General features: G+C 73.0%; 12 protein-coding genes. 5 read left to right on the top strand and 7 right to left on the bottom strand.

From position 1 onward, the window contains the following. Window positions 1-5: 5 nt before the first annotated feature. Window positions 6-1517 (bottom strand): LVIVD repeat-containing protein, encoded by a 1512-nt coding sequence (locus tag ACZ4Z2_RS15395; protein ID WP_468076098.1) that lies wholly within the window; start codon window positions 1515-1517, stop codon window positions 6-8. 194 nt (window positions 1518-1711) lie between these two features. On the opposite strand from ACZ4Z2_RS15395, the gene ACZ4Z2_RS15390 reads away from it, so the two are divergent. Next, a complete protein-coding gene (locus ACZ4Z2_RS15390; protein ID WP_468076096.1) occupies window positions 1712-2377 on the top strand; it encodes a DUF305 domain-containing protein in 666 nt (221 codons plus the stop codon). 47 nt (window positions 2378-2424) lie between these two features. On the opposite strand, the gene ACZ4Z2_RS15385 is transcribed toward ACZ4Z2_RS15390, so the two are convergent. Next, on the bottom strand, window positions 2425-2895 hold the full coding sequence (locus ACZ4Z2_RS15385) for a DUF6214 family protein (RefSeq protein WP_468076094.1): 471 nt from the start codon (window positions 2893-2895) through the stop codon (window positions 2425-2427). Between the two features lie 184 nt (window positions 2896-3079). On the opposite strand from ACZ4Z2_RS15385, the gene ACZ4Z2_RS15380 reads away from it, so the two are divergent. Further along, window positions 3080-4426: an FAD-dependent oxidoreductase gene (locus ACZ4Z2_RS15380; protein ID WP_468076092.1), complete on the top strand. Its 1347-nt coding sequence runs from the start codon at window positions 3080-3082 to the stop codon at window positions 4424-4426. Window positions 4427-4569: 143 nt separating this feature from the next. Here ACZ4Z2_RS15380 and ACZ4Z2_RS15375 read toward each other — a convergent pair whose 3' ends face one another. After that, window positions 4570-4932 (bottom strand): ArsR/SmtB family transcription factor, encoded by a 363-nt coding sequence (locus ACZ4Z2_RS15375; RefSeq protein ID WP_468076091.1) that lies wholly within the window; start codon window positions 4930-4932, stop codon window positions 4570-4572. A 146-nt stretch (window positions 4933-5078) separates the two neighbouring features. On the opposite strand from ACZ4Z2_RS15375, the gene ACZ4Z2_RS15370 reads away from it, so the two are divergent. Continuing rightward, window positions 5079-6158: an NADH:flavin oxidoreductase/NADH oxidase gene (locus ACZ4Z2_RS15370; protein ID WP_468076089.1), complete on the top strand. Its 1080-nt coding sequence runs from the start codon at window positions 5079-5081 to the stop codon at window positions 6156-6158. An 84-nt stretch (window positions 6159-6242) separates the two neighbouring features. Here ACZ4Z2_RS15370 and ACZ4Z2_RS15365 read toward each other — a convergent pair whose 3' ends face one another. The 3 genes from ACZ4Z2_RS15365 to ACZ4Z2_RS15355 form a co-directional block, all read right to left on the bottom strand. Beyond that, window positions 6243-10745 (bottom strand): HAD-IC family P-type ATPase, encoded by a 4503-nt coding sequence (locus tag ACZ4Z2_RS15365; protein WP_468076087.1) that lies wholly within the window; start codon window positions 10743-10745, stop codon window positions 6243-6245. A 234-nt stretch (window positions 10746-10979) separates the two neighbouring features. Next, the gene (locus ACZ4Z2_RS15360) at window positions 10980-12320 is read right to left on the bottom strand and encodes an SGNH/GDSL hydrolase family protein (RefSeq protein WP_468076085.1); all 1341 of its coding nucleotides are present in this window, start codon (window positions 12318-12320) and stop codon (window positions 10980-10982) included. A 479-nt stretch (window positions 12321-12799) separates the two neighbouring features. Continuing rightward, window positions 12800-13765, bottom strand: coding sequence for an extracellular catalytic domain type 1 short-chain-length polyhydroxyalkanoate depolymerase (locus tag ACZ4Z2_RS15355; protein WP_468076083.1), 966 nt, complete (start codon window positions 13763-13765; stop codon window positions 12800-12802). Window positions 13766-14143: 378 nt separating this feature from the next. Between ACZ4Z2_RS15355 and ACZ4Z2_RS15350 the strand changes: the two genes are divergently transcribed. After that, window positions 14144-14926: a pectate lyase gene (locus ACZ4Z2_RS15350; protein ID WP_468076081.1), complete on the top strand. Its 783-nt coding sequence runs from the start codon at window positions 14144-14146 to the stop codon at window positions 14924-14926. A gap of 118 nt (window positions 14927-15044) precedes the next feature. On the opposite strand, the gene ACZ4Z2_RS15345 is transcribed toward ACZ4Z2_RS15350, so the two are convergent. Continuing rightward, window positions 15045-15626: an Rv1733c family protein gene (locus tag ACZ4Z2_RS15345; protein WP_468076079.1), complete on the bottom strand. Its 582-nt coding sequence runs from the start codon at window positions 15624-15626 to the stop codon at window positions 15045-15047. A 236-nt stretch (window positions 15627-15862) separates the two neighbouring features. On the opposite strand from ACZ4Z2_RS15345, the gene ACZ4Z2_RS15340 reads away from it, so the two are divergent. Then, window positions 15863-16948, top strand: a complete 1086-nt coding sequence (locus tag ACZ4Z2_RS15340) for a WD40/YVTN/BNR-like repeat-containing protein (protein WP_468076077.1) — start codon at window positions 15863-15865, stop codon at window positions 16946-16948. Window positions 16949-17110 lie beyond the last annotated feature (162 nt).

The following is a 17110-nucleotide window of genomic DNA, read 5'->3' as shown; positions in this document are numbered from 1 at the left end:
GCGTCCTACCAGCCGAAGTCGAAGTAGTCCGGCTGCGTCTGCACGTTCAGCTCACGCTGGTGGACCCAGCGGGCGGGGTCCGTGCGCCGGTCGTCGATCCTCAGGACGTCGAATCCCTTGACCATGTCGTTCGAGTAGATGTGGCCGTTGTAGTAGTACGCCGACCAGGCACCGCCGCCGACCAGCGTGTCCGTGGAGATGGGGCCGCGCTCGAAGTAGGCGATCTCCTTGGGGTTGGCGGAGTCGGTGAAGTCCCAGACGGACACACCGCCCTGGTACCAGGCCTGGACCATGATGTCCTTGCCCTTGACCGGGATCAGCGAGCCGTTGTGGGCGACGCAGTTCTCGGTGTTCGCCTGGTGGCGGGGGATCTTGTAGTAGCTCTTGAAGACGAGCTTGCGGTGATCGCCCCTGCCGACGATGTCGTAGATGCCGTCGGCGCCGCGGTTCGGGCCGATCTCCGCGTTGCAGGTGGCCGCGCCGCCGCCGCCCAACTCGTCGGTGAAGACGACCTTGTTGGCCTTCTGGTTGAAGGTCGCCGAGTGCCAGAACGCGAAGTTCACGTTGTCCTGGACACGGTCGATGACCTTGGGGTTCTCCGGGTCCTCGATGGAGAACAGGATGCCGTCACCCATGCACGCGCCGGCCGCGAGGTCCTTCGACGGCAGCACCGTGATGTCGTGGCAGCCGGTGGTCTTGGAGACGCCGGGGTTCGTGGGCGAACCCGGGTTGCCGCCACCGTCCGGGCCCTCGCCCGGGAAGAGGACGGGGAAGCCCACCACGGCCGCCTTCTCCGGTGCCCAGCGCGGCACCTTGATGACCGAGATGCCGTCGTGCGGCGGCTGACAGTCGGGGAACGCGGCGTTGGGCGAGTACGAGGAGACGTAGACGTAGACGTTCTTGCGCTTGGGCACCAGCGTGTGGGTGTGCGAGCCGCAGGCGGTCTCGACGGCGGCGACGTACTTCGGGTTCGCCTTGTCGCTGATGTCGAAGATCTTCATGCCCTCCCACGACGACTTCTCGCTCGCGGGCTGCGTGGTGCTGTTGCAGGAACTGTCGCTGCGCGAGGAGTCCGTGGACAGGAAGAGCAGGTTCCCGGAGACGGAGATGTCGTTCTGGGAGCCCGGGCACAGGACCTGGGCGACCGTCTTGGGGGCCTTGGGGTTGCTGATGTCGAAGACGCGGAAGCCGTCGTAGTTGCCGGCGAACGCGTACTTGCCCTGGAAGGCGAGGTCGGAGTTGGTGCCCGGCAGCGCCTCCTTCGGGATGTTGGTCAGATGCGTGATGTTGGCGGAGTGGACGATCTCGTCCTTGCCGGGTATCTCGCCGGCCGCGATCGCCTCCCGCGCCTCGGCCGCGTCACTCTTGGAGACCTTCTCCCGCACGGCGGGCGCGTCCCCCGGGTCGGGCGTCGCGGCCGCCGGACCGGCCGTGAGCAGCGCGGCGAGGAGTCCGGCCGCCGTCGCGGCGATCCCCAGCCGTCTGTGGCGCGTCCGAAGGTTGTTCAACAGGGTCACTGTGTCCTCCCTCGTAGCCGTTCGCAGTCGAACGGTTCAGGCACCTCCGAAGTATCGTCTTCATCATGCACAGAACAACAGATGGCAATGTACTTGTAACGAACAAATTTGATCACCGGCGCCTGAATGCGTGTTAGGAACGTTCGTCAACACTCACAAGGTGTACGCCCGTTGTTGTGCCCCAGGAGGTCACTGTGCTCGTTCGCCGCACATCCCGCGCGTCGCTGGTCACGGCCTCGGTGACGGCCGCTCTCCTCGCGCTCGCGGCCTGTGACGCGGGGTCGGACGCCGCACCCGACGGCGCCGACGCCAGGTCCCGCGGACCCGCGGTGATCGCTCCCGGAAAACCCGGCGAGGCGGCTCGCACCCTGTCGCCCGAAGAGGCGGAAAAGCAGCGTGCCGAGGACGACTCGCCGAATTCCGCGGATTTCGCCTACGCCCGCATGATGATCAAACACCACGGCCAGGCCCTGGAGATGACCGAACTCGCCCCCGAACACGCCGGGTCGACGCAGGTGAAGCGGATCGCCGAGCGCATCTCGGCCGCCCAGAAGCCGGAGATCGAGGCCATGGAGGGCTGGCTCAAGGCCAACGGCGGCGACGGGAAGGCCACGGCGCACGACCACGGGGACATGCCCGGCATGGCGACCGGGGAGCAGTTGGAGGAACTCGGCACGCTCGACGGAAAGCGGTTCGACCGCCTCTTCCTGAAACTGATGATCACTCACCACGAGGGGGCGATCACGATGGCCACGGACGTCAAGACGCAGGGCAACAACATCCTGATCGAGGAGATGGCCGACGATGTGATCGCACAGCAGACCACCGAGATCAGCAGGATGCGCGACCTCGTGGCCTAGCCACGGCACCCCCTCGCCCCTCATTCCCCGGCCGCGCGTGCCGGGGGTCAGCGTCGCGCGTGCCGGGGGCTCAGCAAGCCGGCGTCGCGGGCGCCGGCGATCAGCCGGAGCGACTTGCGCCGGCTGTGGCCGGTCGCGCTCATCACGGCGAGCACCGGGTCGTGGCCGTCCCGCTGCGCGGCGAGATACTCCTGCGCGACCAGCCGCCGCCCCTCCGTCCCCCGCGGCCAGGGGGGCCTGGCCCGGCGGGCGGCGGCGTACCGGGTGCCCGGCGCGCTCTGCTCGGCCAGGTGGGGCACCGTGCCGCACGCCTCGAAGAGCGGGCCCTCGATCCAGTCGGCGAGCTCCGCCAGGTCGTCCAGGGACAGCGGCGGCTGGGCGCGGACGTCCTCCAGGGAAAGCCGCCCGCCCACCACCACGGCGAGGACCTCGACGAGGGCCCCGTCCGGGAAGCTCAGCCGGGCGTTGAGCCAGGCCGTGGCGCCCTCGTCCTCCTGCACCTCCCATGCGGGCCACACGGAGACCGCACTGTCCTGCCAATGCCGATCAGAAAGGTTGAGAAAGGATGCTTCCAGCACACACGCAACGTAAGCGAGTGATCACAACCGTTCGGCACAGCCACGCCGGGCGCCCCCTCCCCCGGCGGGCCGCGCGGTGGGATCCTGGAGGCATCAGCGATCTCCTCGCGTAAGGAGTTCCGCCGTGCTGCGAGTCGCCGTCGTGGGGTCGGGGCCGAGCGGGTGCTACACCGCCCAGAGCCTGGTCCAAGGGGACCCCGGGGTCCGGGTCGACGTCCTCGACCGTCTGCCGTGCCCGTACGGGCTCGTCCGTTACGGGGTGGCGCCGGACCACGAGAAGATCAAGTCGCTCCAGAACAACCTGCGCGCCGTGCTGGAGGACGAGCGGGTGCGGTTCCTGGGCGGGGTTCAGGTGGGCCCCAGGGGTGTGCCCGTGGCGCGGCTGCGGGAGCTGTACCACGCGGTCGTCTACTGCGTGGGCGCCGCCACCGACCGCCGACTGGGCATCCCGGGCGAGGATCTGCGGGGCAGCTGGTCCGCGACCGAGTTCGTGTCCTGGTACAGCGCGCACCCGGACGCGGTGGCCGACGGGTTCGTGCTCGGCGCCCGCACCGCCGTGGTCATCGGCGTCGGGAACGTCGCCGTGGACGTGACGCGCATGCTGGCGCGGGGCGCCGCCGAACTGAGTCCGACCGACATGCCGCAGTCCGCCCTCGCCTCGCTCGCCTCCAGCCAGGTGTCCCGCATCCACATGGTGGGCCGTCGCGGGCCCTCCGCGGCGCGCTTCACCACCAAGGAGCTGCGCGAGCTGGGCACCCTCCCGGACACCCAGGTCACCGTCAACCCGGCGGAGCTGGAGATGGACCCGGACTATGTCGACCCGTCGGCCCTGCCCGCCGCGCAGCGCAGGAACATCGAGGTCCTGCGCGGCTGGGCCACCGCGCCGCCGACGAGCGGTCGGCACCGCGTCCGGCTGCGGTTCTTCCTCCGCCCGGTCGAGCTGCTCGCCGACGGCGACCGCGTCTGCGGCGTCCGGCTGGAGCGCACACGGCCGGACGGCCGGGGCGGCCTCGTCGGCACCGGCCGGTACGAGGAGATCGAGGCCCAGCTCGTGCTGCGCTCGGTCGGCTACCGCGGCGTACCTCTCGACGGGCTCCCCTTCGACGCCGAGCGGGGCACGGTCCCCCATCTCGCCGGCCGGGTCCTGCGGGAGGGCGTGGCCACACCGGGCGAGTACGTGGCCGGGTGGATCAAGCGGGGCCCCACCGGTGTGATCGGCACCAACCGCCCCTGTGCCAAGGAGACGGTGACCTCGCTGCTGGAGGACGCGCCCGGACTCGTCCGCCGCGCCGTGCCGGCGGATCCGCTGGCGGCCCTCCGGGCGGAGGGCGTCCGCCCCGTCGAGTGGTCGGGCTGGCAGGCGATCGAACGGGCGGAGGCGGAACTGGGCGCGTCCCTGGGCCGAGGCGTGGTGAAACTCCCCGACTGGGAGTCACTGTTGACGGCGGCTCGGGGCGCGGCTCCGGATTAGCCGCGCACGGCAGGGCGTCGGCCCGTCGCTGTAGCCATTGCCGTCGCCGTCGCCGTTGCCGTGGCCGTGGCCGTGGCCGTCGGCATGCTGCCGGTCGGGGGTGTCCGACGGTCTACGGGAAGTTCGTTCCCGTGAAGGTCGGTTCAGCCGTCGCCGAGGTCCGGGACCCGGGCGGCCTGCCGGGTGGCGGCGTCGAGGAGGGCGTCGAGCAGCCCAGGGAAGAGGCGCTCCAGGTCGTCGCGGCGCAGGCCGTTCATCTTGGCGGTGCCCCGGTAGACCTGCCGGATCACCCCGCTCTCGCGCAGCACCCGGAAGTGGTGCGTGGTCGTGGACTTGGTGACCGGCAGGTCGAAGTACGAACAGGAGAGCTCGTCGCCGTCGGCGGCGAGCTCTCGCACGATGCGCAGCCGCATGGGGTCGGAGAGCGCGTGCAGCACGGACTCCAGCCGGATCTCCGCGGGCTCCGGGTGCGGGAGATCGCGACTGCTGACGACGGGCGAGGTCACGGCGGCTCCACTGCGTCGGGCCTTCAGGGACTCTCATTGTACGAGACCTCTCGTAGTTTGACATCCGCCGTACTACGATAGCTATCGTACGAGCATCGAGTCGTACACCGTCCCGTGTCGGCGTCCCTGACGATTGGAGTCCGCCCGTGAGCGCGCTCTTCGAGCCCTACCGCCTGCGTGAACTGACCATCCCGAACCGGGTGTGGATGCCGCCGATGTGCCAGTACTCGGCCGCGCCGGAGGGTCCCGCGACGGGCGCCCCGGGCGACTGGCACTTCGCGCACTACGCGGCGCGCGCCACCGGCGGGACGGGCCTGATCATCGTCGAGGCGACCGCGGTGGCCCCCGAGGGCCGCATCTCGCCGTACGACCTCGGGCTCTGGAACGACACGCAGGTGGAGGCGTTCCGCCGGATCACCGCGTTCCTGAAGGCGCAGGGGACCGTGCCCGCGGTGCAACTGGCCCACGCCGGGCGCAAGGCCTCGACCGACCAGCCCTGGCGGGGCGGTGCCCCGGTCGGCCCGGACGCGTACGGCTGGCAGCCGGTCGCGCCCAGCGGCGTACCGTTCGACGAGAGGCACCCGGTGCCGGACGAACTGACGGTGGAGCAGATCCGGGCCGTTGTGGGTCAGTTCGCGGAGGCGGCACGTCGTGCGCTCGCCGCCGGCTTCGAGGTCGTCGAGATCCACGGCGCCCACGGCTATCTGATCAACGAGTTCCTGTCCCCGCACTCCAACCGCCGGACCGACGCCTACGGCGGCTCGTACGAGAACCGCATCCGCTTCGCGCTCGAGGTGGTGGACGCGGTGCGGGAGGTGTGGCCGCAGGACAAGCCGCTGTTCTTCCGGGTCTCCGCGACCGAGTGGCTGGAGGAGGGCGGCTGGACGGCCGACGACACCGTCCGGCTCGCGGGCGAGCTGAAGGCCCACGGCGTGGACCTCCTCGACGTCTCGACCGGCGGCAACGCCTCCGGTGTCCGCATCCCCGTCGGCCCCGGGTACCAGGTGCCCTTCGCCGCCCGCGTCCGCGAGGAGACGGGGATGCCCGTCGCGGCGGTGGGTCTGATCACCGAGGCCGGGCAGGCCGAGAAGATCCTCGCCAACGGGGAGGCCGACGCCGTGCTGCTCGGCCGTGAACTGCTGCGCAACCCGTCCTGGGCCCGGCAGACCGCCCGGGAACTCGGGGGCGAGGTACACGTCCCCGAGCAGTACCACCGGTCGGTCTAGTGCCGCGTCGTTCCCGACCCGCTCCGGGCGCACGCCGGGTGTGCACCGGGCGCGCTCCGGGAGCGGCGGGAGCTTACCTGCGTGTCAGGCCGCGCTCGGCTCGGCCGGGGTGCGGGGACGGATCAGCCGCTGGACCGTCCTCTCCAGGTCGGGCAGGGTCCGCTGCCCGGCCACGGCGAGGGCGATCGCCGCGGCGACGCCCGCCCAGGCGAGCGGGCCGAGCGGGGTGCAGCCGAAGAAGTGGCTGGCGCCCGGGATCTGGATGAGGACCACGAGGGCCGCGGCGGATCCGAGGGCCGTGGTGCGGACCAGGGGGCTGCGCCGGCGGTCGGCGAGGGTCTGGGCCAGTTGGGTGCCGACCACGCCGCACAGGGCCATCGTCGTGGAGCGCCGCGCGGTGCCCGGCGTGAAGCGGCCCATCAGCCACGCGAGCGTGGCGCCCAGACAGGTGGTCAGGGCGCGGTGGCGGATCTGGCGCATGAGGGGCGCGCCGAGGAGTTCGGTGCCCAGCGGCTCCGTGCCCGGGGTGGCGCCCTCCGCGCCGTCGCCGTCGGCGGTGCCCTGCTCCTCCTTGGGGGTCACCGCCACGGCCATGGCCGGGAACAGGTCCGTGAACAGGTTCACCAGCAGCATCTGGCGGGTGGAGAGCGGGGCCCGCCCGGCGAGCAGTGTGCCGAGGATGCCGAAGCCGATCTCGCCCGCGTTGCCGCCGATCAGGATGGCGATGGCGTCGGTGACGCTGTGCCACAGGGAGCGGCCCTCGGTGACCGCCTCGATCAGCACCGACAGGTCCTCGTCGGTCAGGACCAGGTCGGCGGCGTTCCGGGCGGCGGCGGAGCCGCGGGCCTGGATGCCCACGCCGATGTCGGCGGCGCGGATGGCTGCGGCGTCGTTGGCGCCGTCGCCGACCATCCCGACCACCCGGCCCGCGTCCCGCAGCGCCTCCACGACCTGGAGCTTCTGTTCGGGCGCGACCCGCGCCACGACGCCCGCGTCGCGCAGCATCCTCGCCCGTACGGACCGGTCGGCGGAGGCCAGCTCGTCGCCCGTGACGACGGTCGTGTCCTCGGGCCAGCCGAGTTCGGCGGCGATCGCCCGGGCGGTCTGCGGGTGGTCGCCGGTCAGCATGACCGGTCGTACGCCTGCCTCGCGCAGCCCGCGCACCAGGTCGGTGGAGGTCTCGCGCGGTACGTCGGCCAGGGCGAGCAGTCCGGTGAACTCCAGGTCCTCCAGCGGCGCTTCGAGGACGGCGGACGGGTCCTCGCCCGCGCGCAGCGGGCGTTCGGCGACCGCGAGGACGCGCAGCCCGTCGCGGGCGAGCGCATGGGCGGTCCCCGAGGCGTGGTCCGGGAGGTCGCGGCAGGCCGGCAGGACCGTCTCGGGGGCGCCCTTGACCACCAGGACGGCGCCGCCGCCCGCCGAGCCGCCGCCCGATGTGCCGCCGCCCGATGTGCCGACGGCCGCGGCGTAACCGCGGGCCGCCTCGAAGGGCCGGCCCTCGGCCTGCCGCCACTCCGGGTCGGGGCCGGCCGCGTCGAGCACCGCCTCGTCGGTGGCGTGCACGGGGCGGGTCGAGCCGCCGTTCAGGCGGGGGCAGGCGCGGGCGGCGACGCGCAGGGCGCGGGCCGAGTCGTCGGCGGCGGTGTCCTTGAGGGTGCGGACCGTGCCGTCGGCCTCGGCGACACGGACCAGCCGGAGGCGGTTCTCCGTGAGGGTGCCCGTCTTGTCGAAGCACACGGTGTCCATCCGGCCCAGCGCCTCCAGGGTGCGCGGGGTGCGGACGAGGACGCCGCGGCGGCTGAGCCGGCGGGCCGCCGACAGCTGTGCCACGGTGGCGACCAGCGGCAGCCCCTCGGGCACGGCGGCCACGGCCACCGCGACGCCGCCGCTCACCGCCTCCCGGATGGGGGTGCCGCGCAGCAGCGACAGACCGGTCACGGCGGCGCCGCCGGCCAGGGTCAACGGCAGGGCCTTGCGGGTGAGTTCATGGATCTTGGCCTGGACACCGGCGGACGGGGGCCGGCGGGCGGCGAGGGCGACCGCGCGGGCGGCCTCGGTGCGGTCGCCGGTTCCGACGACGACGGCCCTGGCGTGGCCCGCGACCACGGTGGTGCCCTCGAAGACCATGCAGCTCCGGTCGGCGACCGGCGCGCGAGGGGTCGGCGCCGTCTGCTTGTCCACCGGCAGGGACTCCCCGGTGAGCGCCGACTCGTCCACCTCCAGGCCGTCCTCCCACAGCAGCCGGGCGTCGGCGGGCACGACGTCGTCCGCCTTCAGCTCGATCACGTCGCCGGGGGCGAGCACGGCGGCGTCCACGGTCTCGGCCTCGGCGGTCGCGTCGGCGGCGGGCGGGCCGGTCGGCTCCGGTGTGTCCCGTGGCGCGACGCGGGCCTTCTGCTGCTGGTCGGCGAGCAGACCGGACAACGCCCTTTCGGCGCGCAGCCGCTGCAACCCGCCGACAAGGGCGTTCAGGTCGAGGGCGCCGAAGACGAGGAGGGCGTCCACGACCGAGCCGAGGATCGCGGAGGCCGCGGAGCCGACCGCGAGCACCGGGGTGAGCGGATCGTCCAGCTCGCCCCGGACGGCCCGGGCCAGCTCCATGGTCCAGCGCACGGGGGCGGCGGCGGGGGTGTGGCCGACCGTGTCGGCCATCTCGTGCAAGCGGCCGGTCGCCTGCTCGACCACCGTGGCCTCGTCCTCCTCGTCGGCCGCGTGTTCGAGGCGGTCGAGGACGTCGTCCGGGGGGAGCGCGTGCCAGGCCGTGCGCGGCTGGGGGTGCGGCGCCCGCGCCAGGGCCACGCCGAGCGCGCTGCGTACACCGCTGAACAGGGCCGTCGCGGCGCCGACGTCGACGGGGACGTGGCGCAGGCCGGGCAGGGGTGAGCGCCGGCGCGACCCGTCGGACTCGCCGACGGCGACGAGCAGCCCGGACAGGGCGGCGCCGGACCGGGCGAGGGTCTGCGACCGGTGGCCCACCGCGCGTGCCGCCGGTACGGCGGTCAGCAACCGCCACACGTCGGCGAGGCCGTTGAGGGCGAGGACGTCCGCGCTCCAGGCGACGGCGGAGTCCCGGTCCGCGAGGGCGACCGCCACATCACCGCCGAGCAGGCCGTCCAGGACGTCCATGCCGTCCCGCAGGTGGGTGTGCTCGGCGCCCGCCTCGGGGTCGGCGGCGGGGAAGCGGGCGACCGTCAGGACCGTGGCGCCCTCGTCGCGCAGCTCCCGCACGACCTCGCGCAACGGCCGGTCGCCGGCCACGACCTGGTCGGCGAGGCTCGTGAAGTCGCGCAGCGCCGGATCGTCCACCATGACGACGGCGAGCCCGGCCCGGCGGGCAGCGTCGAGCACGGTCTCGGTCCACGGGTCCGCGCCCGCGCCGGGGCTCCGCAGGGCGCTGGGGTGCAGTACGACGGTGTCGACGGTCTCCAGCCGCCGCAGCCGTTCGGTGTCGCGGACCAGTACCCCGTTCCGGGCGAGGGCCGCGCTGAGGACGTAGTGGAAGGCGGCGGGTCCGTAGCGGGCGGCCTTGGGCGAGCCCGCGAGGACGGCCTCGGCGGCCTCCTTGCCGTCGTGCTTGACCAGCAGGGTCGCGGCGGCGCCCAGCACACTGCCGGTGGAGGCGTGGGAGGCGTAGTCCTGGGCGGGGGTGGACCGCAGGGGCGGCCGAGCGGAGGGCCGCGGGGGCAGGCCGACGCGCCGCGGGGTGCACACCTGGTCATGGACCGTGTCGAAGGCGGTCGCACGGGCCAGGGTGTCCCCCAGTTGGCAGGTGCGCAGCGCCCCGTCGAGCACCAGGGCGATCGGGGTCTGGCCCGCGCCGTGCACGGCCGCGTTGGCGGCGGCCAGCAGGACGTCCATGCGGGACGCGCCGAGCCGGTCGCGCAGAAAGGCGCGGAAGCGGGGGTTCTCCCGCAGCAGCGTCGCCGCCGCCGTGACCAAGCGCGGTGAGGGCGGCAGACGCAGGAAGGAGCCGGCCAGGGCCACGCCGATGCCGAGGGTGTCGGCCGCGAGGGCCAGCGCCGCGGCCCGTATCCCGGCCGGGTCGCCGGGATGCGCGTAGCCCTCGACGTCCTCGTCGGTCAGGGCCAGCCCGTGCCGGGCGGCCAGCTCGGTCGCCTCGTCCACCACCTTGTCGCCGAGGGCTTCCTCGGCGGCGGACACCACGAGGCGTGCCAGGCCCTGGTCCCAGTAGGCGAGGGCCACGTCCGGCCGCTCGGCGAGGGCGGCGGCCACCTTGCGGGCCGCGTGTTCCGTGCCGCCCTCGTGATGTACCCGTTCGGGTGTCTCGGGACGCAGCGCGAGATGGGCCCGCGCGCCGGAGCGCCAGGGGCGCGCATCACTCGGCAGCGCGGTGCGGGCGACACGCGCGACGCGCGCGGCGCTGTCCACGCCCCGGACGCCCGCCCGTGCCGTTCCGGCCACCGCTCCGGCGGCCAGGCCCACGGCGGGCCCGGCCCCTCGGGCCAGCAGCCTGGGTCCCGCCAGCGCGAGTCCGGTGGCGACGGCCGTCGGACGTGTCAGCGGTCCGGGTGCCCCGGCGCGCCCCTGCTCGGCCTGTGCACCACCCCACCGACCACCTCGTGCCATGGCTCTCCCTCACCTCACGCTTGATGCCTTTCCGGGGGAGCCGGGTTCCCGCGAATCCGCTCGTCATCCCTGCGGGTATGGTCAATGGGGCGGCGTTCGGCGCACGGGGCGTGGAGGCGGCCAGCCCCCGGTGCGGGGGCGCCCGTGGGGGCGTGAACGGGCGCCTCACCGCCTTCTGCCTCACCTACGCCTTCTGTCTCACCTACGCCTTCTGTCTCACCTACACCTTGTGTCTCACCTCTGCTGGAGCAGCCGTGCCGGGACCGCTTCGGCGAGGACGCGGTAGCCCTCGGGGTTGAGGTGGAGCCAGTCGCCGTCGTGGAGGGAGGGCAGGAGACGGCTCGGGTTCTGCGGATCGCGGACGACCCGGTCGAAGTCGAGGACGGCGTCGAAGCGGCCGCTGGTGCGGATCCAGGTGTTGACCGCCTGCCGTGCGTCCTCGCGGTGCCCTGAGGGGTCGTCGTACAGGGTGTTGCCGTCGAACGGCAGCAGGGTCGCGCCGTACACCTGGATGCCCTGGGCGTGGGCGCGGACGATGATCTGGTCGTAGGCGGCGATGAGGTCGGCGGTGACGCGCTGCTGGGCGGCGGGGGTGGCCTCGGCCGTTCCGATGTCGTTGATGCCCTCGAAGACGATCAGCTGTTCGACGCCGCTGTGGGCCAGGATGTCGCGGTCCAGTCGGGCGAGCGCGTTGGGACCGAGACCGTCGTTGAGGACGCGGTTGCCGCCGGCCGCCTGGTTCACCACGGCGATGTCCCGGGTGGCGGGCTTGCGCTGGAGGCGGTCGAAGAGCTGGTCCGGCCAACGGTTGTTGCCATTGGTGGTGGAGCCCCGGCCGTCGGTGAGCGAGTCGCCGAGGACGGCGACGGCGGACGTGGCGGGCCGGGACAGGACCTCGACGTCGCTGAGCAGATACCAGTGGTTGGTGGGGGTGGCGCCGGGGAGGTCCTCGTCGCGGGTGCGGTCGCCGTGCTGGAGGTACGAGGTGGTGCGGGAGCCGGGGTGCGAGGTGAGGGCGAGCGACGCCTGGCCCTCGGCGAGATATGTGGTCACGGTGAGGTTGGAACCGGACCGCACGGTGAAGTCCAGCGGGTCGGAGACGACCTGCGCGCCGATCGGCACGGTCGTGGCCTCCCGTCCGCCGAACGTCACGGTCCGGGTGGTGCCCGGTTCGATCGCGCCGACCCCGGCCTGTCCGCCCTTCGGGAGGGCGACGGTGACCGCCGTCAGCGGCAGCGCGGTGCCACCGAAGGCGTTGGAGAAGCGCAGCCGGACGCGGTCGCCGCCGGTGGTGACGCGCACGGTCTGGCGCAGGGTGGTGTCGACGAGCACGGCCCGGTCGCCGGTGAACGGCGCCGGCGGCATGTTGTGCGCTTCGGTGAGCTGCGGCATCGCCGACCAGGTGTTGACCCAGTGCCGGGCGGAGGCGGCCGCGTCACCGGCGCCGGCGGTCCGCTGCGGGCTCCTGACGAGCGCCACCACGGCGGACGCCGTCACGACGAGGGCCAGCGCGAGGACGCAGGCGGCGACAAGGGGGGCGAGCGACGCTCTGCTCGGCGTCTTGGACGGCTGCACGGGCGATGCCTTTCTTCGTGAAGGGGGCACGGGGGAAGGGGGCTGGATGGAAGGGGTCCGTGTGAGGGCGCCCCGGGGTGAGAGGGCGGCTCCGGAAGGGCTCGGCGTGAGGGCGCGCGGACGCGATAGGGAGCGCGGTGGCCGGGCGCGCGCTCGGTCGGCGCGCGCCCGGCGGTAGGCGCTGGTGAGGCGGGGTCGGCAGATCAGGCGCGGGCCGCCCCCTGGACGGCCCGGGCGGTGGGCGGCCTCGCCGGAGTGGCCGGCCTGCCGGCCGGCACCGACACCGGCACCCGGCGCGCTCGCGCCGTTGCGGGGCGACGTCGTGGCGCCATCACGCCATCACGCCGTCGCGGTGACGCCGGTCACCGTCGCGGTCACGGCTCCGCTCACGAGGCCGCACCCGGCGCCCCGGCCCTCGGTATCGGTCCGGTGGCCACCCCTCACCGATCAGGGCGGCGCGCCGAGGGCCGGGGCACGGCTCACGAGCCGGTGATGCCGAAGAAGGTGAGGACGCGCTGGCCCATGCCCCAGGAGTACACGTTGTGGCCGACGCCCTGCATGCTGATGCCCTCGACGGGGGCCCGGTCACCGGTGCCGCCGTAGCGGGTGCGGGTCCAGCCGTTCTGGGGGGAGTCCGTGGAGCTCGGTGCCTGGCCGACGCCGCGCACGTTCGTCCACTGCTTGATCTCCTCCCCGAAGTTCGGGTACCGCAGCACGTCGTCCTGGGTGCCGTGCCACAGCTGCATCCGGGGCCGGGGGCCGTTGTAGCCGGGGTAGGCACGGCGGACGAGGTCGCCCCATGCCTGCGGGGTGCGGATGATCCTGCCGTTGGCGCAGTCGCTGTTCCACTCGGAGCCGTTGGTGGTGGCGAAGCAGGCGAACGGGACGCCCGCGAACGCCGCGCCCGCCGCGAACACGTCCGGGTAGTCGCCGAGCAGGACGTTGGTCATCATCGCGCCGGAGGAGATACCGGTGGCGAAGATCTTGCTGGTGTCCGCGTTGTAGGTGCGGACGGTCCAGTCGACCATCGACTTGATGCCCACGGGGTCGCTGCCGCCGCCGCGGCGCAGCGCCTGCGGCGAGGAGACGTCGAAGCACTTGCTGCTGCGCGTGACGGACGGGTACACCACGATGAAGCCGTAGCGGTCGGCGAGCGAGGCGTACTCGGTGCCGCTGTACATGGCGGGCCCGGAGCCCGTGCAGTAGTGCACGGCCACGACGACCGCCGGTTTCCTGGCGACGTTGTTCGGCACGTACAGATACATCTGGAGGTTGCTCGGGTTCTGCCCGAAGTTGGTGATCTGGGTGAGCGCCGCGCGGGGCGCGGCGGTGGCGGCGGGCGCGGTGAGGAGCGTGGCCGCGAGTAACGGCACCAGGGCGGCGAGCACCGCGACGAGGGCTGTACGGAGCGGTCGGCGCACGATGCGGTGGGGGGTACGGGGCACGTCGTTGTCCCTTCAGCGAGCCCGGGAGGGATGCGTCCGCCAGGCATCGTGACATGCACATGGCCGCCCTGGAAGCGCTCCCACACATCGAAAGAATTCGCTCGTCGCGCACCGACGGAGCGCCGCCACCGAACCCGCCGACCACGAGAGTCCGCTTCATCTGGGGCACCCAAGGTCCTTTTGCGCGAGGCGTTGACTAGAAAGCGCTTGCCCTCTACGTTCCGTTCAGCGACGTGAACCAGATCCCCCCACCTCACCTTTCGACCCGTTCACGCAGTCAGCATCACGCACGCTGTTCATGTACATGGCTCCAATCGCGCCTCGCGCCGAAAAGCTCTGACATCCCCCCATCCGTTCGGAGACAGAAGGAATCGGGACATGACTTCTGCGGCACACACGCGCGCCCGCACGCGCGCGCTGACCGGGACGATGGCCGCGTTCGGTCTCTCGTTTGGCATGATCATGACGAGTGGCGCCACTCCGGCGAGCGCCGCGACCTGGCCGTCGGCCTCCGGCAACCAGCCGGTGTCCTCCACCATCTCGGTGTCCGGCGTCCGGGACGGCGGCATGAAGCGTTACTACGGCAGCGGCGACCTGGCCGGCGACGGCCAGGATGAGGGCCAGGACCCGATCTTCAAGCTCGCTGCCGGTGCGACGCTGAAGAACGTCATCATCGGGGCGCCCGGCGCCGACGGCATCCACTGCGAGGGCAACTGCACCCTGCAGAACGTGTGGTGGGAGGACGTCGGCGAGGACGCCGCGACCTTCCGCGGCGGTTCCACCTACACGGTGACCGGCGGCGGGGCGAGGAAGGCCTCGGACAAGGTGTTCCAGCACAACGGGCCGGGGACCCTGAACATCTCCAACTTCGCCGTCAGCGAGTTCAAGACGCTGTACCGCTCCTGCGGCGACTGCTCCACGCAGTACACCCGCAAGGTGAACCTCAACAACATCGAGGTCACCGGAACGGGTTCCACCGCCCGGCTCGTCGGCATCAACGTCAACCGCGGCGACGTGGCGACGCTGCGCAGGATCACGATCCTCAACGACAGCGGGCGCAAGGTCGTCCCCTGCCAGAAGTACAACAACAACACGGCCGTCGGCACGGGCCCCGACAGCACCAACTGCCTGTACTCCAGCTCGGACATCACCTACAGGTGAGGCCGCTCGTCACCCACCGGTGAGTCCGCTCCCAGGGCCGGACGGAGCCTTCCCCCACGGGCCTCGTCCGGCCCCCGGCCGTCGACCGCCGGGGGCGTCGGTGTGGAACCGGGCGCCCTCACCAGGTCTTGCGCTGCCACAGGGGGGCGACGCGCTCCCACGCCTCGTCCCACTCGTCCACCCTCCGCCGCTCCAGACGGCCGCGGACGAGCCTGCCGCCCGTGAAGGGCACGGCCGCCACGAAGAGCCCCGCCAGACCGCCGACCAGGGTGGCCCGCAGCCGGGCCTGGGACGCTCCGGCGGGCCTGGTCACCAGCCGGCCCTCGGCGTCCGTCCAGACGGTGACCGGGGTACCCATGACGGCGGCACGGTCGACCCGGGCCCGGCCCTGTCGCGCGGTGCCGTCCGGCGCCGCCCACCGCACCTTCGCCCACACCCTCTCGGCGCCCGCGCCACCGGCGGCGCCCGGCTCGGGCGCGTCCTCGACCAGCCGCGCCTCGACGGGGTGCCGCTCCTCCCGCTGCCGGGCCAGACCGGACTCGACGGAGTCCGCGGACAGCAGCCCCGCGGCCACGCCGCCGCACACGGTGAGGACCCAGGCGGCGAGCACGACCCAGGACTCCAGCCGGTCACCACGCCGTTTGAGCGGATTCCGGCGCCAGCGCCACAGCCACACCTTCGGACCACGGAATGCCACCATCGGGGGCACCCTCCCTCACGCACACAGGACAGCCGGACCGCTCTCCCATACGGCGGCGGTCCCGGCCCTGCTCATGCGACATGGGTCACCCCGCCCGCCGCGTGGCTCGATCCCACCCCCACACCCGCCGATACATGCCGTCTGACCTGCGGCGACGGCATCTCAGGGGGTGACTGTCAGAGGCTGGGTGCAGACTGGCCCATGGCTGAGACGACGATGTCCAGGAGGTGGCCGACATGGCCGAGGTACTGCTCACCGTAGGCACGCGCAAGGGCCTGTTCATCGGGCGGCGGCGAGGCGGCGCCTGGGAGTTCGACGACAGCCCCTACTTCAACGCGCAGGCCGTGTACTCGGTCGCCATCGACACCCGCGGGGACACCCCGCGCCTGCTCGTCGGGGGCGACAGCGCCCACTGGGGCCCCTCCGTGTTCCACTCCGACGACCTCGGGCGCACCTGGACGGAACCGGCCCGCCCGCCCGTGAAGTTCCCCAAGGACACCGGCGCCTCCCTGGAGCGGGTGTGGCAGCTGCACCCCTCGGCCGCCGAACCGGACGTGGTGTACGCGGGCACGGAGCCGGCCGCGCTGTACCGCTCCGTGGACCGCGGCGAGACCTTCGAGCTGGTGCGGCCCCTGTGGGAGCACCCGACCCGTGACCGGTGGCAGCCGGGCGGCGGCGGCGAGGGGCTGCACACCATCCTCACCGACCGGCGCGACCCGCGCGCGCTGACCGTCGCCGTCTCCGCCGCCGGGGTCTTCCGCACCGAGGACGGCGGCGCGAGCTGGTCGCCGTCCAACTCGGGGGTGTCCGCGGTGTTCCTGCCGGACCCCGACCCGGAGTTCGGCCAGTGCGTGCACAAGGTGACCCGGGACGCGGGGAACCCCGACCGGCTGTATCTGCAGAACCACTGGGGCGTCTACCGCAGCGACGACGCCGGCGCGCACTGGACGGACATCGGCGAGGGGCTGCCTTCCACGTTCGGGTTCGCCGCGGCGGCCCACCCGCACCGCGGGGACACCGCGTACGTGTTCCCCATCAACGCGGACGCGGACCGTGTCCCCGCCGGCCACCGCTGCCGTGTCTTCCGCACCGCGGACGCGGGCCGGAGTTGGGAACCGCTGTCGACCGGCCTGCCGGCGGACGACCACTACGGCACGGTGCTGCGCGACGCGATGTGCACGGACGACGCGGACCCGGCAGGCGTGTACTTCGGCAACCGCAACGGCGAGGTGTACGCGTCGGCGGACGACGGGGACAGCTGGCGGCAGTTGGCGTCCCATCTGCCCGACGTGCTGTGCGTGCGCGCGGCGGTGGTCGGCTGAGAGCGAGTGCGGACGGTGGGGGAGGCGGCGCGTCGGCGGCGGGCGGACGGACGTCGACCGCCGACCGGCTCCTGCCTGCCAAGTCGGCCCGGATCGTGTGTGGTTCGGCATCGAAACGGTCGGCATCGGTCGCCCCGCGACCGGTGGTTGATCGTCATCGTG

This window comes from Streptomyces sp. NPDC030183 (genome assembly GCF_055573455.1).
Note: the sequence above shows the minus strand (reverse complement) of the source record. Positions and strands in the feature narration are given on the sequence as shown.